General features: G+C 47.6%; 26 protein-coding genes. All 26 read left to right on the top strand.

Features of this window, described 5'->3' with window-relative positions:
• Positions 1–252 precede the first annotated feature (252 nt).
• On the top strand, positions 253–1,338 hold the full coding sequence (locus MFMK1_RS02955) for a lipid II:glycine glycyltransferase FemX (RefSeq protein WP_366923673.1): 1,086 nt from the start codon (positions 253–255) through the stop codon (positions 1,336–1,338).
• Between the two features lie 3 nt (positions 1,339–1,341).
• Positions 1,342–2,505: an alanine racemase gene (gene alr / locus MFMK1_RS02960; protein WP_366923674.1), complete on the top strand. Its 1,164-nt coding sequence runs from the start codon at positions 1,342–1,344 to the stop codon at positions 2,503–2,505.
• Positions 2,506–2,509: 4 nt separating this feature from the next.
• The gene (gene sppA, locus MFMK1_RS02965) at positions 2,510–3,436 is read left to right on the top strand and encodes a signal peptide peptidase SppA (protein ID WP_366923675.1); all 927 of its coding nucleotides are present in this window, start codon (positions 2,510–2,512) and stop codon (positions 3,434–3,436) included.
• A complete protein-coding gene (locus MFMK1_RS02970; RefSeq protein ID WP_366923676.1) occupies positions 3,423–4,100 on the top strand; it encodes a YIP1 family protein in 678 nt (225 codons plus the stop codon). The genes sppA and MFMK1_RS02970 overlap by 14 nt, the downstream gene beginning before the upstream one ends.
• A 147-nt stretch (positions 4,101–4,247) precedes the next feature.
• The gene (locus MFMK1_RS02975) at positions 4,248–4,631 is read left to right on the top strand and encodes a response regulator (protein WP_366923677.1); all 384 of its coding nucleotides are present in this window, start codon (positions 4,248–4,250) and stop codon (positions 4,629–4,631) included.
• A gap of 44 nt (positions 4,632–4,675) precedes the next feature.
• Entirely contained in the window at positions 4,676–5,335 is a 660-nt protein-coding gene (locus MFMK1_RS02980) for a hypothetical protein (RefSeq protein WP_366923678.1), read from the top strand.
• 22 nt (positions 5,336–5,357) lie between these two features.
• The gene (locus MFMK1_RS02985) at positions 5,358–6,212 is read left to right on the top strand and encodes a class II fructose-1,6-bisphosphate aldolase (RefSeq protein ID WP_366923679.1); all 855 of its coding nucleotides are present in this window, start codon (positions 5,358–5,360) and stop codon (positions 6,210–6,212) included.
• A 342-nt stretch (positions 6,213–6,554) separates the two neighbouring features.
• On the top strand, positions 6,555–7,760 hold the full coding sequence (locus MFMK1_RS02990) for a quaternary amine ABC transporter ATP-binding protein (RefSeq protein WP_366923680.1): 1,206 nt from the start codon (positions 6,555–6,557) through the stop codon (positions 7,758–7,760).
• On the top strand, positions 7,750–8,586 hold the full coding sequence (locus MFMK1_RS02995) for an ABC transporter permease (protein WP_366923681.1): 837 nt from the start codon (positions 7,750–7,752) through the stop codon (positions 8,584–8,586). The genes MFMK1_RS02990 and MFMK1_RS02995 overlap by 11 nt, the downstream gene beginning before the upstream one ends.
• 7 nt (positions 8,587–8,593) lie before the next feature.
• Positions 8,594–9,541, top strand: a complete 948-nt coding sequence (locus tag MFMK1_RS03000; RefSeq protein WP_366923682.1) for a glycine betaine ABC transporter substrate-binding protein — start codon at positions 8,594–8,596, stop codon at positions 9,539–9,541.
• A 177-nt stretch (positions 9,542–9,718) separates the two neighbouring features.
• Positions 9,719–10,366, top strand: a complete 648-nt coding sequence (gene fsa, locus MFMK1_RS03005; protein WP_366923683.1) for a fructose-6-phosphate aldolase — start codon at positions 9,719–9,721, stop codon at positions 10,364–10,366.
• 60 nt (positions 10,367–10,426) lie between these two features.
• Positions 10,427–11,398 carry a class II fructose-bisphosphatase gene (gene glpX, locus MFMK1_RS03010; protein ID WP_366923684.1) on the top strand — a complete coding sequence of 324 codons (972 nt, stop codon included), beginning with the start codon at positions 10,427–10,429 and terminating at the stop codon, positions 11,396–11,398.
• Positions 11,399–11,687: 289 nt separating this feature from the next.
• Complete coding sequence (gene rho, locus MFMK1_RS03015) at positions 11,688–12,938, top strand: transcription termination factor Rho (protein ID WP_366923685.1); 1,251 nt, start codon at positions 11,688–11,690, stop codon at positions 12,936–12,938.
• A gap of 137 nt (positions 12,939–13,075) precedes the next feature.
• Positions 13,076–13,912: a LysM peptidoglycan-binding domain-containing M23 family metallopeptidase gene (locus MFMK1_RS03020; RefSeq protein ID WP_366923686.1), complete on the top strand. Its 837-nt coding sequence runs from the start codon at positions 13,076–13,078 to the stop codon at positions 13,910–13,912.
• Between the two features lie 29 nt (positions 13,913–13,941).
• Positions 13,942–15,189: a radical SAM family protein gene (locus tag MFMK1_RS03025; protein WP_366923687.1), complete on the top strand. Its 1,248-nt coding sequence runs from the start codon at positions 13,942–13,944 to the stop codon at positions 15,187–15,189.
• A 161-nt stretch (positions 15,190–15,350) separates the two neighbouring features.
• Positions 15,351–15,551 carry a 50S ribosomal protein L31 gene (rpmE, locus tag MFMK1_RS03030; protein ID WP_366923688.1) on the top strand — a complete coding sequence of 67 codons (201 nt, stop codon included), beginning with the start codon at positions 15,351–15,353 and terminating at the stop codon, positions 15,549–15,551.
• 188 nt (positions 15,552–15,739) lie between these two features.
• Positions 15,740–16,681: a DUF1385 domain-containing protein gene (locus MFMK1_RS03035; protein ID WP_366923689.1), complete on the top strand. Its 942-nt coding sequence runs from the start codon at positions 15,740–15,742 to the stop codon at positions 16,679–16,681.
• A complete protein-coding gene (gene prfA / locus MFMK1_RS03040) occupies positions 16,675–17,742 on the top strand; it encodes a peptide chain release factor 1 (protein ID WP_366923690.1) in 1,068 nt (355 codons plus the stop codon). Before MFMK1_RS03035 ends, prfA begins: the two co-directional genes overlap by 7 nt.
• The gene (gene prmC, locus MFMK1_RS03045) at positions 17,743–18,588 is read left to right on the top strand and encodes a peptide chain release factor N(5)-glutamine methyltransferase (protein ID WP_366923691.1); all 846 of its coding nucleotides are present in this window, start codon (positions 17,743–17,745) and stop codon (positions 18,586–18,588) included.
• Positions 18,589–18,636: 48 nt separating this feature from the next.
• Positions 18,637–19,206, top strand: coding sequence for a chromate transporter (locus tag MFMK1_RS03050; protein WP_366923692.1), 570 nt, complete (start codon positions 18,637–18,639; stop codon positions 19,204–19,206).
• A gap of 2 nt (positions 19,207–19,208) precedes the next feature.
• The gene (locus MFMK1_RS03055; RefSeq protein WP_366923693.1) at positions 19,209–19,724 is read left to right on the top strand and encodes a chromate transporter; all 516 of its coding nucleotides are present in this window, start codon (positions 19,209–19,211) and stop codon (positions 19,722–19,724) included.
• A gap of 113 nt (positions 19,725–19,837) precedes the next feature.
• Entirely contained in the window at positions 19,838–20,143 is a 306-nt protein-coding gene (locus MFMK1_RS03060) for a cyclic-di-AMP receptor (RefSeq protein WP_366923694.1), read from the top strand.
• A 112-nt stretch (positions 20,144–20,255) separates the two neighbouring features.
• Positions 20,256–21,305 (top strand): L-threonylcarbamoyladenylate synthase, encoded by a 1,050-nt coding sequence (locus tag MFMK1_RS03065; protein ID WP_366923695.1) that lies wholly within the window; start codon positions 20,256–20,258, stop codon positions 21,303–21,305.
• A gap of 66 nt (positions 21,306–21,371) precedes the next feature.
• Complete coding sequence (locus MFMK1_RS03070) at positions 21,372–22,103, top strand: ZIP family metal transporter (RefSeq protein ID WP_366923696.1); 732 nt, start codon at positions 21,372–21,374, stop codon at positions 22,101–22,103.
• An 82-nt stretch (positions 22,104–22,185) separates the two neighbouring features.
• Positions 22,186–22,767: a manganese efflux pump MntP gene (locus MFMK1_RS03075; protein ID WP_366923697.1), complete on the top strand. Its 582-nt coding sequence runs from the start codon at positions 22,186–22,188 to the stop codon at positions 22,765–22,767.
• A gap of 41 nt (positions 22,768–22,808) precedes the next feature.
• Positions 22,809–23,255 (top strand): low molecular weight protein arginine phosphatase, encoded by a 447-nt coding sequence (locus tag MFMK1_RS03080; protein ID WP_366923698.1) that lies wholly within the window; start codon positions 22,809–22,811, stop codon positions 23,253–23,255.
• Positions 23,256–23,390: the final 135 nt, after the last annotated feature.

The raw sequence follows: 23,390 nt of genomic DNA on the forward strand, positions 1-23,390 counted from the left end.
TAAAGGCCGCTGTTACTATAACGAGTATCAGCGGTCTAACTTATTTTGGCAAATGCATTCGCTGTTGATTCCGTTTATCATGCGTTTGGCTGCTAGAGGACGAGTTCCGTGAATTTAACCTTACCGATTAAGCAATAGATTTTCGAAAAATCCATTATTCAGCAGGAGTGAATATGCTTTACGGGGAAAGAAAAAACTAAACCAGTACCAGAAAGCATCTTTTTTGGAACATGCAGCTCAGGAGGGATTAGCTTGACTTTAAGGGGAAGGATTATAAATGAAAATGACAAAGACCAATTTAATCAATTTATTGCCGGACATCCAAAAGGCCATATACTCCAATCTTATCAATGGGGTGAAGTGAAGGCTGCCACCGGTTGGGAACCGCTTCGCTTGGTGATAGAAGACGGGGGAGAAATAGTGGCGGCGGTGTCTCTGCTGAAAAGAAGGCTGCCCGGTATGGGTAAGGCCATTTTCTATGCACCGAGGGGTCTGGTGGTAGACTTTAGCAATAAAGAGTTATTTTCCTACTTACTGGAACAAATAGCAGTTTTGGCTAAAGAACATGGGGCAATACTTTTAAAGATAGACCCAGATATAGCTGCTCCCAATCAAGCGGTGGAGCAATTACTACAAGACACAGGTTTTCATCCTGTCGGGTCCGGGGAAGGATTTGAGGGAGTGCAGCCCCGTTATGTTTTCCGTCTGGACATCACTCCATCGATGGAGGAACTTTTCGCGAATTTACATAGTAAGACCCGTTATAATATTCGCTTGGCAGGACGCCGGGGAGTGGAGGTAAAGGATGACTGTACCAAAGAGGATTTAAAGGATTTTTACAAAATTCTTAAAGTTACGGCTGAGAGAGACAAGTTTTTGGTTCGCTCCTATGATTATTTTGAAATCATCTGGGACCAGCTAGTGGAAAACGGCCTGGCTAAATTGTTTATGGCATACTATCAAGGGAAGCCCATCTCCGGCACTTTGGCCTTTCGCATGGGTCATATCACCTGGTATCTTTATGGGGCATCCAGCAACGAGCACCGTAAAGTGATGCCCAATTACCTGCTCCAGTGGTCAATGATTGAATGGGCCAAAGCGCAAGGTTCCACACTATATGATTTTCGCGGTGTACCGGGCCATCTTACCGAAGACAATCCGCTATATGGTTTGTATCGTTTTAAAAAAGGCTTTAACGGTGACTATGTGCAGTTTATCGGCGAATATGACCTGGTTTATTCCAAACTTTACTATAGCCTTTGGAATGTGGCAGAACCGGTGTATTATAAGGGTGTCCGCCGTTTAATCAACCTTAAGAAAACCTTGCGGGGGAAATAGGCAATGGATGATACGCGCTGGATTGAGGTAGATTTGGATAAGATTATTCATAATTACCGACAGGTAAAGGAAATGCTTGACCCTGAAACCCTTTTCATGGCGGTGGTTAAGGCTAACGCTTACGGCATGGGTATGGTCTCCGTAGCCAAGGCCTTATCAGAGGCGGGAGTGGACTGGTTTGGAGTCACTTACGCAAATGAAGGTATCACCCTGAGACAGGCTGGTATTTCCCTGCCGATTTTGGTATTTGCTCCTTTATTAACTAAGGAGATAGACAAAGCTATTTCTGCCGGTCTCACCTTGACAGTTAGCAGTGAGGACCAGGTGGAGGAGTTTAACCGTTGGGCCGGGGCCCTGGATAGTGAGCTTTCGGTTCATGTGAAAGTGGAAAGCGGCATGGGACGTACCGGGGTATTTTCCAGGCAGTTGACCGAGGTGGCGGAGAAAATAGTCCAATCCAGCCATCTGAAACTGCAGGGTATTTATACTCATTTTCCCAGAGCCGCTAAATCCGGGGTAACCGAAAAGCAATATCATCAATTTACTGCGGCATTGGAACAGCTGGAAGAAGCAGACATTGATGTGCCTTTGGTACACTGCTGTAACAGCACAGCAACCATAAATTACCCTAAGATGCACCGTTCCCTGGTGCGAGTGGGAACATTGCTTTACGGGCAGTATCCTGGCGGCGGCAGGGGGAACCTGGACATAAGGGACCCATGGTCTGCGCGCTGTCAGGTGACTTACCTGCGCAAGGTGCCCCGGGGTACCGGGGTTGGTTATGGCCAGGAATACTCTACCCGGCGCGATACGTTTATTGGCATTATTCCTTTTGGTACGGCGGACGGTTTTGGGGTTACTGCGGTCAGTCGGGCCAAATCATGGCTGGACCTGCTGAAAATGTTGGTCAAAACTATCCTCAACTTTCTTGGCCGGGTTGATACCCAACAGCAGGTTTATGTTGATGGCAGAACATACCCGGTGATAGGCAGGTTGGGCATGCAGCTAAGCATGGTAGACTTTGGCACTGATCCGCCCCTAAAGCCGGGAGACACAGTTAATGTCTTTTTGCGTCGGGTGACAGCTGCCGGATATCTGGAAAGACGCTATTACTTGGCAGGTGACAGGGTATTTCTAGATAATAAGCCGGCTGAAGAAACGGAGTGATGGGATGAGACGTTTAATGGTAGTGGGCGGCATTATGCTGATAAGTGTGGCAGTGCTGCTTATGGCGGTGATTTTTCCCGGCAGCCCCGGCAGGGCTGGGCAGGAAATAGCAGTAATCCACGTAGACGGTTTAATAACCGGAGGTTACAGCGGTTCCGGAGTCTTTGGCAGTGCCGTCGGTTCACAATCGGTAATGAGTCAGCTGCGTCAAGCGGCTCGGGATGATAGCATCCGGGCAGTGGTCATTAGGGTCAACAGTCCCGGTGGCAGCGCTGCAGCCAGTCAGGAAATCAGCCGGGAAATTGAAAAATTGCAAAAGACCGGCAAACTGGTTGTGACATCCATGGGTGATGCGGCGGCTTCAGGCGGGTATTGGATTGCTTCCGGGACTGATTACATTTTTGCCAACGAAGCGACCATGACCGGCAGTATCGGTGTTATCATGGAGTTCACTCAGTTAAAAGAACTTTATCAAAAACTTGGTGTGGATATCAACGTGATCAAAAGCGGTCCCCATAAGGACATGGGTTCACCTGCAAGAGATTTGACGGAGCAGGAACGGGAAATCCTTCAATCGATGGTGGATGATATCTACGAACAATTCATACAGGTGGTGGCAGATGGCCGCCAGATGTCTTCGGAACGGGTAAAAGAGTTGGCCGACGGTCGTATTCTTACCGGGCGTCAGGCTAAGGAGTTAGGCCTGGTGGATGACATGGGGAATTATTATGATGCCATCGATTTTGCGGCAGATAAGTTGGGAATAACGGGGTCGCCTCAAGTGAGAACCTTCGGTAAGCCCTCCGCTTTAGACATCTTTCTCAGTGGCAGCAGCCGGATGCTGCACGGTCTTTATTTAACGGATTATCGATTGCTGAACCCCGATTTTTTGTCCGGGAACCAATGGGGTGACAACTATGGAGCCCAGTGATTATCACCAATTTTATCAGCAATTTGATGAGTCTTCCCTTAATACCGGCACCTCGGTACCCGATATCGATAAGGACCCTCGGTTTAGTGATTATATTTATCTTGTTTTACTTAAGCCTTCCAGAGGTATGGAACTAATCAATCAGAATATACCACTTTTAGAAGGACTGGCGGTATACTTCTTTGTCCAATCACTGCAGTTAGCCTTGAACTGGCAGGGCATTACTCAAACCATGGCCTCAGCCTCCGTTTGGCTGGATGGAAGCTTTCGGGGTCTGGGGGCAGCTTTTGCGGTGCTTGGTTTGATAATCAGCATTAGCTTACTTTTTGTTAACACTGCAGTGATAAACCTTACAGCTCAGCTTTTTGGCGGAACGGGGAACGGGGTATCGTTACTTGCGGCCTTTTCCTTTGCCTCATTGCCGGGATTATTCGGCGGCATATTTAATTTTATCGGGGCTCGCACAGATATAGTTTTTGTTAGTACTCTGGCAGCTATCGCAGTTTTTGTTTGGGGTCTGATCCTCCATGTGATTGCGGTGGAGAAGTGCCATGGTATTACCACCGCTAAGGCATTCATGGTAATAATATTACCTTTTGCGGTTATCCTTACGCTTGTCTTTTTCCTATTCGTGCTGGCAGCGACAATTTTACCCGGGCTGTAAAAGGAGCATCCTTTCTATTTGGCTAATTTTGGTGCAAAGCAGGACTTCGATGATTTTTTTCGAAAACATATAGACAGAGTCAAAATTGTACCAGATTTACGACATCAGTAGAAAGGCGGGTGAAGCCTGGTTAGCGCCGGGGCACAGATGGGCAAAAAACATATTATCTTAGTTATTGATGACCAAGATGGAGTGCGCAAACTGCTGGCAGAGGTTCTTCGAAGTGATGACCGAGAAATTCACTTGTTAAACAATGGAGAAGAAGGGATGGAATTCATTCGCTCTACAACTCCCGAGCTAATCTTGCTGGATATGAAAATGCCCGGCATGAGCGGCTTGGAAGTTACCAGAGAACTAAAAAAAGCTGGTTTTGAAGGAGCGATAATTTTTATGACCGCCTATGGCGAATTAGAAATAATTACTGAAGCAAAATCACTGGGCATAACAGCATACATAAATAAGCCCTTTGATGTCAACGAAATAAGGAATCTTGTTACTGGGATATTGGATGGAACTTTTACAAGGGAATAATTTTTTCAAGAAAATGTAAAATATACCTGAAAGGGGGTGGTCAAATGCTGGTTTCTACCACTACGGTTATTACGCTTTGTTGTCCTGAATGTGGGAAGATGGAGCATAATGCTGTTTCGCTGTTTCAATTTGCAGGTAAGAACAGTGTGCCGTTGAACTGCGATTGCGGTACTGTGTTAGGAAAACTGAGCAGTAGAGATGCAAAGGTATTTTTATTGGACTTTACCTGCGGCATGTGTACAGAAAGGCATGGGTACACCTTTAGCCGTAATATGCTTTGGTCAGAAAGAGCTACTGCCATATTTTGTCCTGATACCGATTTGGAAGCCGGTTTTGCCGGCCGGAAGGAAGCAGTACGAGCGGCACTGCGGGAAATGGAACGATCCATTGCGCAGATGGCGTCTGAATTGGGCTATGACGAATTTTTCGACAATCCCGAAGTAATGTATAAAATTTTGGAACATCTTTATAATATAGCCGAAAAGGGAAAACTGTCCTGCCATTGTGGTAACAAGGATGTTGAAATAGAGGTATTTCCTGATTATGTGGAGCTAAGCTGTGAAACATGTCAACTCACTGAAACTATTGCTGCTTTAAACGGGGATGATTGGCACCAGGTTGAAAGTCTCGCAGAACTGGTGTTGGCCCCCGGGGGTATCGTTCGAACTAACATGGTACAATTATTTGGCCCTGGGAAAAAATAAAGTATTAAAGGAGGAAATATACTTGCCATTAGTTACAATGACAGAATTGTTGCAGGAAGCCGAAAAAGGGAAATATGCTGTAGGAGCATTTAATTGCAATAACATGGAGATTGTCCAGGCCATAGTGGCCGCAGCAGAAGAAGAGAGTGCCCCGGTGATTATCCAGGCAAGCCAGGGGGCAATCAAGTATGCCGGTTTGGAATATATCGTTGGTCTGGTTCGGGTGGCTGCGGCAGGCTCTAAAGTGCCCATTGCCCTGCACATAGACCATGGTACAAGTTTTGAACAGGTGATGCGCTGCATTCGTGAAGGATTTACATCAGTAATGATAGATGGTTCTAAGCTGCCATTAGAGGAAAACATTGCTCTGACCAATAGGGTTTTGGATGTTGCCAGGGCAGTAGGCGTCTCTGTAGAAGCTGAATTGGGTAAAATAGGCGGCACTGAAGACGATGTTTCAGTCAGTGAGCGGGAAGCATCCCTCACCGACCCTGAAGAAGCAAAGATATTTGTGGAGAAAACCGGTGTGGATGCATTAGCGATAGCCATTGGCACTGCTCATGGGCAGTATAAAGGTGAGCCGAAATTAGATTTTGACCGGTTAGAGAAGGTTCGTCAACTGGTGGATGTGCCTATTGTCCTACATGGTTCTTCCGGGGTACCCAGCGAAGCAATCGCCAAGGCCATTAAGATTGGGGTAAGCAAGGTTAACATCGACACTAACCTGCGGGAGGCATTTGTCAATCGTACTCGGGAGGTACTTGCGGCAAATCCCAATGAGATAGACCCGCGCAAAATACTGGGCCCGGCCCGTGAAGCTATGAAAGAGGTCATTAAAGAGAAAATTCGTTTATTCGGCAGTAGTCAGAAGGCCTAAGCAGCATAATCAACCAAGAATAGAACTGAGCAGACCCACGTTTGCTCAGTTTTATTATGTTTTTGAGAGTGAAATATGGATAAATATGGTTTTCCTAATAGCCTGATATCGTATATATAGTGCTTTCATGGCCAGATAAGCCTTAGGTGGGAGCATTTAAGAACATTCCCTGGGGGTTATTACATAATTGGCAGGTATTTGGGAACTATTATTGCTAGCGAGTGGGAGAGACGCTCAATAATTGCTCAGCTTGTCTGTGAAGGTTTGACCAAACCTGACATATGCCATAAACTGGTACAGTGTGCTAAGTTGCCGGATATTAGTGCCGGAAGGAGAGAAGGTATGGAAGAAGCTAAAATTGTGATAAAAGACCTTATTAAAGTATTTGGTAATAACCCTCAAAAGGCTATCAAGTTAATTAATGAGGGTATGAGTAAAGAAGATATTCTTGCAAAGACGGGGCAGGCCGTGGGTGTGAGAGGTGTCTCATTTGAAGTGAATCAGGGAGAGACATTTGTAGTGATGGGACTTTCCGGAAGCGGTAAATCAACTCTTATTCGCTGTTTGAACCGTTTAATTGAACCTACCAAAGGCCAGGTGCTTATTGACGGCGAGGATATTACTTCTATGGATGAAGGTCAGCTGCGGGACGTGCGCCGTAAAAAATTGGGCATGGTATTCCAACGGTTTGCCTTATTTCCTCACCGAACAGTATTGGAAAATACTGCATATGGTTTGGAAATCCAAGGAACTGACGCGGGGGAATGCGAGGAGCGGGCTATGGCAGCGTTAGAGCTGGTAGGCCTAAAGGGTTGGGAAAGCAATAAACCTGATCAGCTCAGTGGTGGCATGCAGCAGCGGGTTGGCTTGGCCCGGGCGTTGGCTATTGATCCGGACATACTTCTAATGGATGAAGCTTTTAGCGCGTTAGACCCGTTAATCAGAGCGGAAATGCAGGATGAATTACTAGACCTGCAGGAAAAAATGAGTAAAACAATTGTCTTCATTACCCACGACCTGGATGAGGCATTAAAGATTGGTGACCGAATCGCTTTAATGAAAGATGGCGTGGTGGTTCAAATAGGCACCCCGGAAGAGATTCTTACCGAACCCGCTAACGACTATGTGGCCAGGTTTGTGGAAGATGTGAATATGTCAAAGGTGCTTACTGCCGAAGGCGTTATGCTTTCACCAAAAGCAACCGCCAAGGAAAAGGATGGGCCCAGGGTAGCACTTCGCTTAATGAAAGAGCACAGCATCTCCAGTATCTTTGTGGTGGGTAAGGAGAGAGTGCTTAAAGGGGTAGTGACGGCCGAGGATGCAGTTAAGTCTGTGGAACAGAATAAAAATAGTTTAAATGATATTATTAGGACAGATTTTCCTAAGGTATCTCCAGATACCGTACTAACCGAGTTATTCCCAATCCTGGCTAATTCGTCGGTACCGGCAGCGGTGGTAGACGAGAAAGGCAAACTGAAGGGGGTTATTATTCGGGGAGCCCTCCTAGCGGGGTTGGTAGGGAAGGGGGGAACAGTAGATGATTCCTAAGTTGCCTCTGGGCCCGTGGCTGGAGTTTATTATCAACTTTTTAGATGATAACTTTAGCTTTATCACCAAGGCAGCATCCAATGTTGTTGAGGCAGGGATATTTAAATTTCAGGATTTTATGATGCTTATTCCTTATTGGCTAGTAATCGCTCTTGTGGTTGTTGTCGCCTGGCGTGTTGCCGGCAGGGGAGTGGCGATATTTGCAATTTTTGGGTTAGCATTAATTGTGAACCTGCAGATGTGGCCGGAAACTATTGAGACTTTAGCCATGGTGCTTTTCGCCACCCTTATTTCCATGCTCATTGGACTGCCGCTGGGCATTTGGTCCTCGCGTAATGAAGTGGTTAATCGCGTGGTGTCACCAGTACTGGACTTTATGCAAACCATGCCGGCGTTTGTCTATCTAATTCCGGTAATACCTTTCTTTGGTTTAGGTAATGTGCCTGCGGTGATGGCGACAGTAATTTTTGCCATGCCGCCGGTTATTCGTCTTACCAATCTCGGTATCCGGCAGGTGCCGGCCGAATTGATTGAAGCATCCGAGTCCTTTGGCTCTACCCCAAGTCAAAAGCTTTATAAAGTGCAGCTGCCTTTGGCACTGCCTACGATTATGGCAGGAGTCAATCAGACCATTATGTTATCCCTGTCCATGGTGGTTATTGCAGCGATGATTGGGGCCCGTGGTTTAGGCGGTATTATTTGGTCGGCCATTCAGCGCTTGGAGACCGGCAGCGGTTTCGAAAGCGGTATTGGTGTGGTAATTGTTGCTATTATTTTGGACCGTGTTACCCAAAAGGTAAGCGGTAAGAAAACAAGGGAGGAATGATAGGTTAATGAGTAAAAATGTTCTTAAACTAATTGTATTGCTGATCGTATCAATTATGATGGTTACTGCAGTGGGCTGTACTCAAACAGCTCCCGAGGGTGATCAGAAACAGGGGGACCAGGCGGACAAGGGCGGTAATAAGAATCAGGTCGTAGGTAAAATCATCGGTATTGACCCCGGTGCCGGCATCATGTCCACCACTGAGACGGCACTTGAAGAATACGACTTAAACTATGACATAGTTGCAGGCAGTGGTGCTACTATGACTGCTGCATTGGGAGATGCTATCGAAAGTGAGAAGTGGATTGTAGTTACCGGTTGGGCACCGCATTGGAAATTTAATAAGTGGGACCTTAAATTCTTAGATGACCCTAAAGGGATCTACGGCGAAACCGAGCAGGTAAATACTATTGCTCGTAAAGGTTTCAAAGAAGATATGCCCGAAGCATATGCGTTTATGGACGCCTTCCACTGGGATCCAGCTGATATACAGCAGGTGATGTTGATGAACGCCGAGAAAGGAACTACTCCAGCTGGAAACGCCAAAAAATGGGTTGAAGATAACATGGACCGTGTCCAGGAATGGATTCCGGAAGGTTTTGAGATGGGTTCCGGCCAAGGCACAGTTAAATTGGGTTATGTAGAATGGGCCGGCGAAATTGCCAGCACCAACGTAGTCAGTGAAGTATTAAAGAAAATGGGCTATGAAACAGACCTTCTTCCTCTTGGTGCTGCTGCTATGTGGCAGGGGGTTGCTGAAGGCGAATTTGATGTCATGACTTCCGCATGGCTGCCTACTACTCATAAAGCCTACTATGACAAGCGAGAAGCAGATATCGATGATTTGGGTGAAAACATGAAAGGTACCCGTATCGGTCTTGTTGTACCTAAATATGTGACTATCGATTCCATCGAGGAACTGAACGAGAATACAGAGAAGTTCCAGAAACCTTAAAACAAGGATAACTAAAAAGTATAGCGGCAGTGGTGATAGACACCACTGCCGTTTTCAACTCTAGGTCCGGCGCCACCTCCTTTTGGCAATAATAGCAGGATTTAATGAATTTGGCACGAATTAGGAATAATAATTGCGTCTCTGTAAAAATCAAATGTTTACACAGGAGGGCAAAAGATGCGTATTTTTATTGACAGTGCTAATGTACAGCATATCCGGGAAATTAGTGCCACGGGAATAGTCAGTGGTGTCACCACCAACCCGTCACTAATTGCTAAAGAGGGTCGTAATTTCCGGCAGGTGGTTCAGGAGATTACGGAAATAGTTGATGGGCCTATCAGTGCCGAGGTAATTAGTCTAGATGCGGCAGGTATGATTTCCGAAGCAGAGGAACTGGCCAAGATCCATCCCAATGTAGTGATTAAAATACCCATGACCCAGGAAGGTTTAGCAGCAGTCTACCGCCTTAATGACAAGGGGATTAGGACCAATGTGACGCTGGTTTTTTCTACCAACCAAGCCCTGCTTGCTGCTCGCGCGGGAGCTGCATATGTCAGCCCGTTTGTTGGCCGGCTTGATGATATTGGGCATGATGGGACGGCAATTATTGGTGAGATTGCCGCAGTATTTGATATCCACGCCTTGGAAACAGAGATAATAGCTGCGAGTATTCGCCATCCGCTCCATGTTACCCAGGCCGCATTGGCTGGAGCCCACATTGCTACCATACCGTATAAGGTAATTCAGCAAATGACCAAACACCCGCTCACAGATGCGGGTATAGAACGATTTCTTGCAGACTGGGAAACCGTCAAAAACAAATAACTTGACAAAATGGTGCCAGGCACCATTTTGTCAAGTTATTTAAAAAAAGGGAGAGATATCATGGAAAGAGAATTAGCACTTGAGTTTGCCCGAGTGACCGAATTGGCAGCACTTGCTGCCGGACGGTGGATGGGCAGAGGAGACAAAGAAGCAGCGGATGATGCGGCGGTTCGCGCCATGCGAGCGGTTTTCGATACTGTCAGCATCGATGGGACCATAGTAATCGGCGAAGGGGAAATGGATGAGGCCCCAATGCTTTACATTGGCGAAAAAGTTGGACAGGGTACGGCGCCCCAGGTGGATGTGGCGGTTGACCCGTTGGAAGGAACTAATATTGTCGCAAAAGGTCTTACTGGCGCAATCGCGGTATTGGCTGTGGCGCCTAAGGGCAATTTACTGCACGCGCCTGATATGTATATGGATAAAATAGCTGTTGGCCCACGGGCTAAAGGAACCATTAATCTGGATGCACCGGTGGAAGAAAACCTAAAGGCTGTAGCTAATGCTTTGGGCAAAGAAGTAGGCGACCTAACTGTGGTAATCTTGGACCGTTCTCGTCATAGTAAAATTATCGAAGCGTGCCGCAAGGCCGGAGCGCGTATCAGGTTGATTACAGACGGTGATGTATCCCCGGCTGTGGCTACTGCCTTTCCGGAATCCGGCGTAGATATCATGATGGGCATTGGCGGTGCTCCCGAAGGAGTGCTGGCGGCTGCCGCGCTGCGTTGTCTCGGGGGAGAAATGCAGGGGCGTTTGGTCCCAATGGAAGCTGGAGAAAAGGAACGGGCAGAAGAGATGGGTATCGTACCCGTAGATAAACTTCTCGGCATGGATGAACTGGCCTTAGGTGATGATGTCATCTTTGTCGCTACCGGAATAACCGATGGTAGTCTACTGCAGGGGGTACGGTATTATGCCGACCGGGCAACCTCTCATACTTTAGTAATGCGTGGCACTACAGGTACCATACGCTTTGTAGAAGCACATCATCGTTTGGACAAAAAGCCCTTCTGGGAAGATCTTAAGGTATAGTAATAATTATGTGCAGACTTGTGTGATGCACATAATTCGAAATATTAGTAAGGTGTAGTAGAGATAAATGCAAATAAGTGACAAAATGGTGCCTGACACCATTTTGTCACTTATTGTTTGTTAAATTGACTAGAATCTGCCAATAGTGGTATACTAATACTTAGACTGGACAGACAACCTTCTTCATTTGAAGAAGGTCCCTCTTTGTCTACCCTTCATTTAAGTCCGGCATTCAATTATAAATCCATTTAGATAATCCAAAAAAGTAAAGAAGTGCAGAGGTGAAAAAATGAATATTTCCGATCTTGAAGGTAAGACCATGGCGGAGCTTTTAAAAGTGGCCCGCGGGCTTGAGGTTTCCGGATACTCTAAGCTGCGTAAAAAAGAACTGATTTTTGAAATCCTTAAAGCCAAGACTGAAAAGGATGGGCATCTATTTGCTCAGGGGGTACTGGAGATACTTCCGGATGGATATGGTTTTTTACGTCCGTTCGCATACCTGCCCAGCAATGATGATATTTATGTATCCCCGTCTCAGATAAGACGTTTTGACCTGCGTACCGGGGATTTGGTAGCAGGCCAGGTGCGTCCGCCCAAGGATATGGAACGCTATTTTGCTCTGCTCAGGGTGGAAACTGTCAATAATCTGGACCCGGAATTGTCTCAGGAGAGATTGCATTTTGATGGGCTGACGCCCATTTATCCCTTGGAGCGGCTGACTCTGGAAACGGAAAAAACAGGAATAGCTACCCGCATTATTGATTTAATTGCTCCCTTGGGCAAAGGGCAAAGGGGACTAATTGTATCTCCGCCCAAGGCGGGAAAAACCACACTGTTGAAAAGGATTGCAAACAGCATTACCGCCAATTCACCGGATACAGAGTTATTGGTGCTGTTGATTGATGAGCGCCCGGAAGAGGTTACGGATATGCAGCGTTCGGTGGCTGGCGAGGTAGTCAGTTCGACCTTTGATGAACCGCCGGAAAATCATGTTAAGGTGGCGGACATGGTGCTGGAGCGCGCTAAGCGCCTGGTTGAGCACAAGAAAGATGTCATCATCCTGATGGACAGCATTACCCGTCTGGCACGGGCTCATAACTTAGTGGTGCCCCCCAGTGGGCGGACATTGTCAGGCGGGGTGGACCCCTCTGCGCTGCATAAGCCAAAACGGTTTTTTGGTGCGGCCAGGAATATCGAAGAAGGGGGCAGCTTGACTATCTTGGCTACTGCCCTGGTAGAGACCGGCAGCCGCATGGATGATGTCATTTTCGAGGAGTTTAAAGGCACCGGTAATATGGAACTTATACTTGACCGCCGCTTGGCGGAAAGAAGGGTGTTCCCGGCTATAGATGTTAAACGATCAGGTACCCGAAAGGAAGAGCTGCTGTTAAATAAAGAGGAACTGGAGCTCACCTGGAAGTTTAGGCATACTACCAATAATAAGGCGCCTCATGAAGTGACGGAAATGCTGATTGATGCTCTAAAGAAAACCAGCAGAAATGCCGACCTTTTACGGGTGCTGCCCCAGCTGTTTCCGTAAAAAAAGGCATTAATCAGCGAGAAATAGTTATTGCCCTCCTTTGCGAGGGCAATTTCGGTATAAAATAAAGGTGGTTCGGCAAAAATAATTGCTGTATCAAGCGTGCAGAAAATATTTCCATAAGGAGGAACTTTAGCATGCGTAGAAAAGTGATATTTTTGCTTGTTGTCATATTACTGACAGCCGGTACGGAAGCAGCCTTTGCCGGCCAATCAGTGACCGAACCACAGGAAAATAATTTTGTTACTGAATACCAGGTTTCCCCAGGGGATAGCTTGACCGCCATTGCCAAAAGGCATGAAATGGACTGGGAATTAGTGGCGGCCATGAATAATATCGATAACCCCAATAAGATCTATCCCGGCCAGCAGTTGTTTCTGCCGGTAATGCAGCAGGATCATGTTGTTGTCGGGCACGGGGACACTCTTTGGGCCATTGCTCAAAAGTTTGAAGTGAACGTGTCAGACCTGGCTTTTGAAAATGCAATTGAGAATCCGAATGCCCTGGAAGCGGGTATGAGGCTGCGTATTCCTAGTATGCCGGCGATACCTACCTTCTTACAGGATGAGGTGGTACCGGCACTATCGTCCCGGGGCGCAACCGATTTTTTTCTATCCTGGCCTTTAATTGGTGTCATTACCTCGCCCTATGGTCGGCGGGGTAATGACTTTCATCACGGTATAGACCTAAGCGGTAAAGACTCTGATACTATCCTTGCGGCTGCCGCTGGCAAGGTTACATTCTCGGGATGGTTAAACAGCGTCTACGGTCAGACGGTAATTATTACTCACAACCACAAATATCGTACTCTTTATGCACATAACCGGGGGAATCTGGTAGAAAAAGGTGACAGAGTGACAGTGGGGCAGCCGATCGCCCTTCAGGGTTCGTCAGGCAGGGCCACCGGCCCGCATCTACACCTAGAAGTGTACCGCGACGGCAGTCCGGTAAATCCGCTGGAACTTCTCCCGTAAGCTGTTCGATGGAGAGGAGAAGGAATGATATGTACAGGCTTTTATTTGCCAATGAACAAGGTGAACTGCGGGATCATCCCACCTGGGGGATGGTGGGGCGATCGGGTTTGAGCTTTATCGAACCGCTGCCTGAAGAAATGATACCGCTGCCTGAAGGTGCCACTCTTACGCTGGTGCCGTTCAGCACGCCGGTGGGTATTGACGAGCAGGGTCATTTTGCACCCCTGCACAGCAGCCCCTTTGACGACCAAGAACGGGTTTACCAGGTGGGAGCACTGCTTCCTCAGGGTTTTACCCGTTTACTTTTGCCGGGATTTACCGGCGGAAATGAGAGCGCGCCGCTGCTGGGTTATACTGCTGTGGGCGTCATGGATGGTCAATTTTATGTGGCAGCGGCTCAGACGGATGAACACCATAAGTGGCACCCCAAATTTTTTAATACCGAAGCATTGCCCGGCAAAGTAGCTCGGCTGTCGGCAATCTTTAAAGACAACCGAATTATCCAACAATTGGCCAAATGCGCATTGGACTATGGCTGCTTTACCGCCCAGAATATCTTCTACCGCCGTTGGGAAGCGGGTATTCCCGTATCGCCGGTATGCAATGCCGGTTGTCTGGGTTGTATTTCACTGCAGGAAAGCGAATGCTGTCCCTCGCCCCAGGAGAGAATAGACTTTGTTCCTACCAGCGATGAAGCGGCCCGGTTAATGATTTATCACCTTGCCGGTTCCAGGGGTGAGATTATCAGCTTCGGTCAGGGTTGTGAAGGGGAACCTTCACTGCAAGCAGAGGTAATAGCTAAAGCCATTGAGCAGGTGAGAAAGGAAACTTCCCGGGGTACTATCAATATCAACACCAACGCGGGCTATACCGAGGGCATCAAAAAACTTTGCAGCAGCGGATTAGATTCCATGCGGGTAAGCCTAATTTCTGCTGTTGAGGAGTGTTATCAAGCATATTACCGCCCGAAAAATTATTCACTGGCCAATGTAAAGGAATCCCTAAGCTTTGGTGCGGCTGACGGAGTGCTTACTTCATTAAATTTACTCGCATTTCCCGGCTTCACAGATACCGAACCGGAGTTAGAAGCGCTGATTAGTATGGCCAGGGAAACCCAATTATCCATAATTCAGCTGCGCAACCTTAATATCGACCCTGGGGTTCTGTTTGCTAAGATTAAGCCGGATGGCGAACCGCTGGGCATGTTGACGGCCATTGAAATTCTCCGGGAGGAACTGCCCGGCGTGACCATTGGCAGCTATTCCAAGCCGGTATAGCCATACTAAAGCAATAACTTGACAAAATGGTGCCTGACACCATTTTGTCAAGTTATTGCTGATTAAGATGCTAAAATCCAAAGGGTTGCAAAGGACAGGACCCTATGCTATAATGACAGAAGTGTAATTTAGTGAATGATTTAGGAAAGAGGTGAACCGCAATGAAAGAGGGCATTCATCCCAAATATGAGAAAACTACTATCCATTGTGCTTGCGGTAATGAAATTGAAACTAAGTCCACAGAAAAAGACATCCGGGTAGAAATTTGCTCAGCTTGCCATCCTTTTTACACCGGTAACCGTTCGCGGTTGGTAGACAAAGGCGGGCGTGTTGAGAGGTTTAAAAAGAAATACGGTATGTAAAAGCGGGGCAAGGGTCTCGCTTTTTTCTTATTTAGAATGAAATCACCTTGGCAAATTAGAACTAAGGTGTTTTCTTTTTCCTTGAGGTATATTTCTGATATAATGATTAATGTCTTGTACTTGAAATTAGTTAATAAAATTTTCCGTATGCCATTTAAATTGATGGTTTCGGTTAGAGGAGAGGTATCATGGCAAATAAATTTCAGTACGGGGGTCAGGCGGTTATCGAGGGTGTTATGATGCGCGGCAAAAATGGTATAGCCGTAGCAGTGAGACGTCCTTCCGGGCAAGTGGTGGTAGATGAACAACCGCTGGTTTCATGGCTGGATAAAATGCCCTTTTTCAAGAAACCTTTCTTGAGGGGATTTTTTGCACTGCTAGAAGCGTTAATAATCGGTGTTAAGGCCTTGAGTTTTTCCGCAAATCAGGCGGCTGAGGAAGAGGAAGAAGAGCTATCCGCCAAGGAAATAGCCATTACTATGGCTGTGGCTTTTGGTTTAGCTATCGGATTATTTGTCGTACTGCCTACATGGACTGCCCACTGGCTGGGCTCCAGCGGCGGCGAAATTTGGAAGAACGTTCTCGAAGGTATTATTCGTATAGCTGTTTTTTTGTTATATATTATAATAATCTCCCGTCTCAAGGATATCCAACGGGTATTTCAGTACCATGGAGCGGAGCACAAAGTAATTTCCACCTTTGAGCGGGGCGAGGAACTGACAGTGGAAAATGCACGGAAATACTCCACCCTTCATCCTCGCTGCGGCACCAGCTTTCTTTTAATCGTCATGGTGATGTCCATAGTAGTATTTTCTGTCTTGGCTTTTGACCAGATTATTTGGCGGATTTTATCTCGGGTGCTGCTTATGCCGTTGGTGGCAGGTATTGCCTACGAGATTATTAAATTTACCGGCAAGCATCAAGATAAAGGCTGGGTTAAAATGGTCAGCACTCCGGGTCTATGGCTGCAAAACTTAACCACCCGGGAACCTGATGACAGTCAAGTCGCAGTAGCGATTAATTCTCTTCAGGCGGTTCTTAAGCAGGACGATTCGGAAGTAGAAGAAGAATCCCCAAATGTAAATCAATGTATTTTAGAAGATGCTGTCAGAGGTGAAGGAGCATGCTAGAGAAACTAAAACAAGTAGTAGACAGATATGAAGAACTGGGACGGTTAATCAGTGACCCCGAGGTAATTGCTGATAATGCCCAGTTTCAAAAGCACGCCAAAGCCCATGCCGGGCTTCAGGAAGTGGTAGATACTTTCCAGCGCTATCAAAAAGTAGTGTCTGACTTAGAGGAAGCGCAGGCTTTACTGGAAGATGACCTGGATGCTGATTTTCGCGAAATGGCAGAAGCTGAGGTTGAGCAGCGTACAAAGGAAAAGGAGCAGTTAGAAGAGCAGTTGAAACTGCTGCTGCTGCCTAAAGATCCTAATGATGAGAAAAACGTCATCATGGAGATCCGCGGCGGTGCAGGGGGAGACGAAGCCGCTCTCTTTGCCGGTGATTTGTTTCGTATGTATAGCCGCTACGCCGAAAACCAAGGATGGAAGACCGAGGTTCTAAGTCTTCATGGAACAGACATCGGCGGTTTCAAGGAAATTTCTTTTCTGATAGAGGGTCAGGGTGCCTACAGTAGATTGAAATTTGAAAGCGGTGTGCATAGGGTCCAGCGGATTCCCAGTACCGAGTCAGGCGGTCGTATTCATACTTCCACCGCTACCGTGGCAGTGCTGCCCGAGGCGGAAGAAGTAGACATCGCTATTAATGCCAATGACCTGCGAGTGGATGTATTTTGCTCCAGCGGGCCCGGCGGACAATCCGTAAATACCACACAATCCGCCGTACGTATTACCCATCTACCCACCGGGTTAGTGGTATCATGTCAGGATGAAAAGTCTCAGCACAAAAATAAAGATAAGGCACTTAAGGTCCTAAGGGCTAGACTACTAGATAATGCTCAGCAGGAACAGCATGGTGAGCTTGCCTCTACGCGTAAATCCCAGGTGGGAACCGGTGACCGCAGTGAGCGTATCCGTACCTATAATTTCCCCCAGAGCCGGGTGACCGATCATAGGGTTGGCCTGACCCTGCATAAGTTGGAGACCATTCTTCAGGGGGATATGGACGAGATTATTGATACCTTAATCACAATAGATCAGGCGGAAAAAATTAAAGAGGTGGAATAAGTGACGTACCGGGAAATGCTGCGGCATGCTGCCGGTAAGTTGAAAGAGGTTGGGGTAGAATATCCCCGCCTGGATGCCGGAGTCCTACTTGGGCATCTCACCGGTTTATCTACCGCTAAATTAATGGTGCGAATAGATGAGGTCGCTTCCCGGCAGTTAGAAGAAGATTTTATGGATTTGGTGGCTCGGCGCGCCAAGAGAGAGCCGCTGCAATATCTCACCGGAATACAGGAATTCATGTCCCTGGAGTTTCACGTATCTCCCGCTGTGCTGATACCCCGGGGTGATACGGAGGTGCTGGTGGAAGAGGCGCTGCGCCTGATTGACCGCCATGCAATCAACCACATGGCCGATGTCGGCACCGGCAGCGGTGCTATCGCTTTAAGCATTGCCTATCACAGTGGCAAGAAGGTTTGGGCGACCGATATTTCAACCGAAGCATTGGCTGTGGCCGAAGAGAATGCCCTTCGCCTTGGTGTTCGGCACCAGGTTACCTTTTTGCAAGGCGATTTGCTGGCACCGTTGATAGAGACTGGCGTGCAAGTGGGGCTGCTTACCGCTAATCTGCCTTATATTCCCACTGCTGAACTGGCGGTACTGGCGCCGGAACTCTCCCGTGAACCGATAAGTGCATTGGACGGAGGGGCGGATGGCTTAGATTATTACCGCACAATACTGCCCCAGTTGAAGAAGGTGTTAGAACCTGGCGGGTTCCTATTGATGGAGATGGCTTGGGACCAGGCGGAAGGTTTGGCGCGGCTATGCCGCAACCATGGCATGAACCGTTTTGAAGTAATCAAGGATTACGGCGGGCGTGATCGAATTTTTAAGGTTCGGCTGAGTTAACTTAACTTAGCTTGATGCTGCATTCCTTAGTTAAAGCAGGTTTTCTTTATGCCCACACAACCAACCACAAAAACTGAACCCGAGGGAAAAGTTAATGCCTGGCTGCTCTTTGCCGGGTTTTTTCACATAGGTGCTTTTACCATTGGCGGCGGCTATGCCATGATACCAATCATTCAACGAGATTTAGTCAAACGGGAATGGTTTGAAGAGGAGGAGTTTCTGGACTTAATTGCTGTGGCTCAGTCTATCCCCGGCGCTATTGCGGTCAATGCAGCGATATTAGTAGGATATCGTTTGGGTGGCATTATTGGGGCACTGGCTGCCACGCTGGGAGCGGTACTGCCTTCATTTCTAGTGATCTTGCTTGTGGCCAGTCTGCTGGTTAAGTTTTGGGAGTACCCTTACATAAGCGGCTTTCTAGCTGGGGCCCGGCCGGCGGTAGTAGGGCTGCTGCTTTATGCAGCCCTTTCCTTAGGGAAGAAGGCAGTTGGCTCGGTCTTTGACTGGGTATCATTGGTATCGGGGTTCGTAGCTTTGGTGGTTTTTAATGTTCACCCCATTGCGGTAATAGTGTTAGCGGGATTAGCGGGGTTTGTCAGACATGGTAAGGGGAGATAGATATGCTTTTTAAGCTATTTTTGGCCTTTGCTAAAATAGGTGCATTTAGTTTTGGCGGCGGTTATGCTGTTATCCCGCTGCTTTACCGAGATACGGTTACGATAAATGGTTGGCTTACAAAATCTCAGATGACGGACATGGTGGCGGTGGCTCAAATGACCCCGGGTCCCATTGCTGTAAATCTGGCCACGTTTGTCGGTTACAGATTAGACGGGATACAGGGCGCTGCTGCGGCAACACTGGGCCTAATTACACCATCGGTGCTGCTAGCCTTATTGGTGGCAGGTTTTTTTGCCCGTTTTCAGGAGAAATATCAGGTGAAAAGCGTGCTGGCCGGTATTAGACCGGTAGTAATTGCACTTATAGCTGCAGCGGCAGTATTTTTAGTTCACGGCGCGGTGAAGGACGTTTTCGGTGTTATGCTAGCGTTGCTGGTGCTGTTTTTATCAGCTTTTACCCGATTGCATCCGATTTGGATGATTATGATTGCTGGCTTTTTGGGGATGATTATATATTAAGACACTTGGAGAAATTCATGCTTAAATAGCAGGAATTAGCTTTTAGGACAGGAATTATATTTATAATGTTTATAGTCAAGTCATTCAGGTTCATCAAACGGGGGGGATGCATTATGAAGCTAGTGATAGCAATGGTCCAGGATAATGATGCGGAAAACTTGTTACAAAAGTTAAATGATCGCGGCTTCATGGCAACTAAATTCGCTACTACCGGTGGCTTCTTGCGCCGAGGCAACACTACAATCCTTACCGGTGTTGATGATGATAAGGTTGAAGCGGTGAAGGATACTATCAAGTCCTGCTGTGAAGCACGACAGCTAGAAACGCTGGCCAGCGCCCAGCAGAGCCGAGGAAATCCGATAGACCTGTGCGGCGCGACGGTATTCGTTTTGGATGTAGCAGAGTTCCACAAATTTTGAATGATGGGGGAGTCGGTTTGGCCGGCTTCTTCTTTGTATCTAAATCAGACTATCGGGTTGAATGATTTTAAGTTTATAGGGGTTTAGTCGTTGTTGAAATGAGGTGGTCATATTGAAGACCAAATTACTGAAAATGCATTCGCAGGTACCAGATATTCAGAAACTGGTTCAGGCGGCGGAAATCATTAAAGGTGGCGGATTGGTGGCCTTTCCTACTGAGACGGTATATGGGTTGGGGGCAAATGCTATGGATCGGGACGCGGTGGCGGGAATATTTCGGGCTAAGGGCCGGCCGGCGGACAATCCGCTGATTGTACATATTGCTAAAGCGGTAGAAGTGAAATACCTGAGTACCTATCTGCCTGTAGGAGCAGGGGAATTAATGAAGGCCTTTTGGCCGGGGCCGCTGACCTTAGTATTGCCGCGTCATCCTCGGGTACCTAAGATTGTTTCCGCGGGTCTGGATACGGTGGCCATAAGGATGCCGCAGCACCCGGTAGCTCTGGCATTGATTAAAGCGGCAAGGGTACCTATTGCAGCGCCAAGCGCTAACCGCTCCGGCAAACCCAGCCCTACTACCGGCACCCATGTTCTTAAAGACCTGGCAGGAAAGATTGAAGCCATTGTAGACGCGGGTCCTTGCGATGTGGGTGTGGAATCTACCGTGGTGGACTTGACGGCTTCAGTGCCCACTATACTTAGACCAGGTGGCATTACCTTGGAACAACTGCAGGCGGTATTGGGCAAGGTAGAAATGGACCCGGCGCTGGCAGCCGGTGAAATGCCTAGGGCACCGGGAATGAAATATGTGCACTATGCTCCCGAAGGCGAATTGATATTGGTGGAAGGTGATTTGCCCGGTGTCTTTGATAAGATTTGCCAGCTTTATCGGCACTATCTTTCCCAAGGATTGCGGGTAGGAATATTGGCATCAGAGGAGAATAGCTTTCGTTACCGGCAGGAACTTCAACCGGAAATTATTGTTTCTCTTGGTTCCCATAAAAGACCGGAAACTGCAGCTAATAAGTTATTCAGTGCGCTGCGCAGTTGTGACAGGCGACACGCCCAGATAATACTATGTGAGGCCTTTCCCCGGGAAGGGGTAGGAGTCGCCTTGATGAATAGGCTGGAAAAAGCCGCTAAAAGAAGGATTTCCCTTTAGTTATATCCGGCAAAGATGAAGAATACCATGATAGCAAGGCTTTTTAGAAATGGAGCTATCGATGGTATGGAATTATTGATTCTTAGTATTTTTGCAGGGTTGGCCACATCACTGGGCGCTTTAGTGGTAGCGGTACAGCGCAATTTAAGCGAACGGTCTTTAGCGGTACTGCTTGGCGGTGCTGCTGGGATTATGGCAGGGGTGGTTATCTTAGATTTGCTTCCTTCCGCCTGGTATCAGGGTGGTTTGTCAGCGGTTGTCCAGGGGTTCCTTTTTGGGCTGCTATTTTTATTCTTGCTGGATCGTTTATTTGCTTTTACTGCACCTGCCGGCGGCCGTGATCGCGATAGCTACTACATGCTTAATATGGGCTATCTAATTGCCGTCGGTATTGCCCTGCACGACGTGCCCGAGGGGATGGCTATCGCGGTGGGGTATGCCGCAGAAGCCAAGCTAGGTGTGGTATTGGTTTTAGCCATTGCCCTGCATAATATCCCCGAAGGAATGGCTGCGGCAGCGCCGTTATTGATGGGGGGCAGCAGTTTTAAAAGAATAATGTTGGTAACCGGGATTATCAGCATGTTTACGCCCTTGGGTACCTTGGCAGGCATGCTGCTGGTAAAAATATCAATCAAAACACTGGGTGAGATGTTGGCAGTGGCCGCAGGTGCCATGACATACATAGTTCGTTTTGAGCTAATTCCTGAAGCTAGAATGCGACATCCCAATTATGCACTTTTGGGAATAGCCGGGGGTGCCGGCATCAGCTTGCTCTTAGCGCTTTGGCATGGCGCTTAAGCAAAATTAGTTTTTGCATTAGGGGATGCACTTCTAATAAAAGACAAACCCTAGTATTGATGTTACTCGAAGGAGGATGCTTGTGGATTATGTGACTTTAATGGCGGTTTCGGTAGCGCTGGGGACAGATGCCTTTTCCATGGCTTTGGGCTTGGGCACGACAGGCGTTCGCCTGCGTCGTATTGTGGAAATTTCCCTGGTGGTTAGTGTCTTCCATGTTTTTATGCCTTTGATTGGGCTGGTAGTGGGTGCTTTTCTTGGACGGGTGGTAGGTAATATCGCCACCGTGATAGGTGCGTTGGTGGTTATGTTTATCGGGCTGCAGATGTTATGGGGCAGCATTAAGCCCCAGTTGGCTCGGTACGGTTTTGCCGCGAAGGCGAACATTGAAAGGGAGCGCAATACGCAGGTAGTGACGGGCTTTTGGGCGATGGCTATGCTGGCGGCCAGCGTCAGCATGGATGCTTTGAGTGTCGGTTTTAGTTTGGGGACATTTAAAGCTAATTTGGTTACCACCGTGCTGGTAATGGGCATAGTAGCAGGTATTATGACCGCTTCGGGCTTTTTGTCCGGGCGCCAGCTGGGGTCATGGTTTGGCGATAAGGCTCAGGCACTAGGCGGGATAGTATTGGTGGCCATCGGTATCAAACTATTATTAAGTTAGGTTGATTGCCGGGCAAATCACTGCTATGGAGGTGGTGTGCAGTGTTTAAAATATTATTTGTATGTACAGGCAATACCTGCCGCAGCAGCATGGCAGAAGCTTTGGCAAAACAGATTATTGCTGACAGACAATTGCAGGACGAGTTGATGGTTTCTTCTGCGGGCATTTCCGCCATGAAAGGGATGCCTGCTGCTGAACAAGCGGTTGAAGTGATGTCCCGGCAGGGCATTGACCTCACGGGTCATCGCGCCAGTATGGTAAATAAAAACATTTTGACAGAGACCGACCTTGTGCTCACCATGACCGACAGCCATAAAGCGGCTTTAAGGGGACAGGTTCCTGAGGACAAGCTATACATCCTGGGGGAATACGCCGGTGAACCGGGGAATATATCAGATCCAATCGGTGGTCCTGTTGAAGTATATCAACAATGTGCGCAACAGCTGGCGCGTTTGATAGCCAAAGCTATAGAGCGAGCCTTAGCATAAAAGTATTAAAGCGAAAAAAAACAGCTCCGGAACCGTTGTTTTCCCAAAATCCGACAGGAAATATAAGTTTTGTGTAGAACCCCAAAATTGCAGCAGGAAAAAATAGAGCGTAATTTAAAATAGATTAAAGGATGG

This window comes from Metallumcola ferriviriculae (assembly GCF_035573695.1).
GTDB classification, from domain to species: domain Bacteria; phylum Bacillota; class JADQBR01; order JADQBR01; family JADQBR01; genus Metallumcola; species Metallumcola ferriviriculae.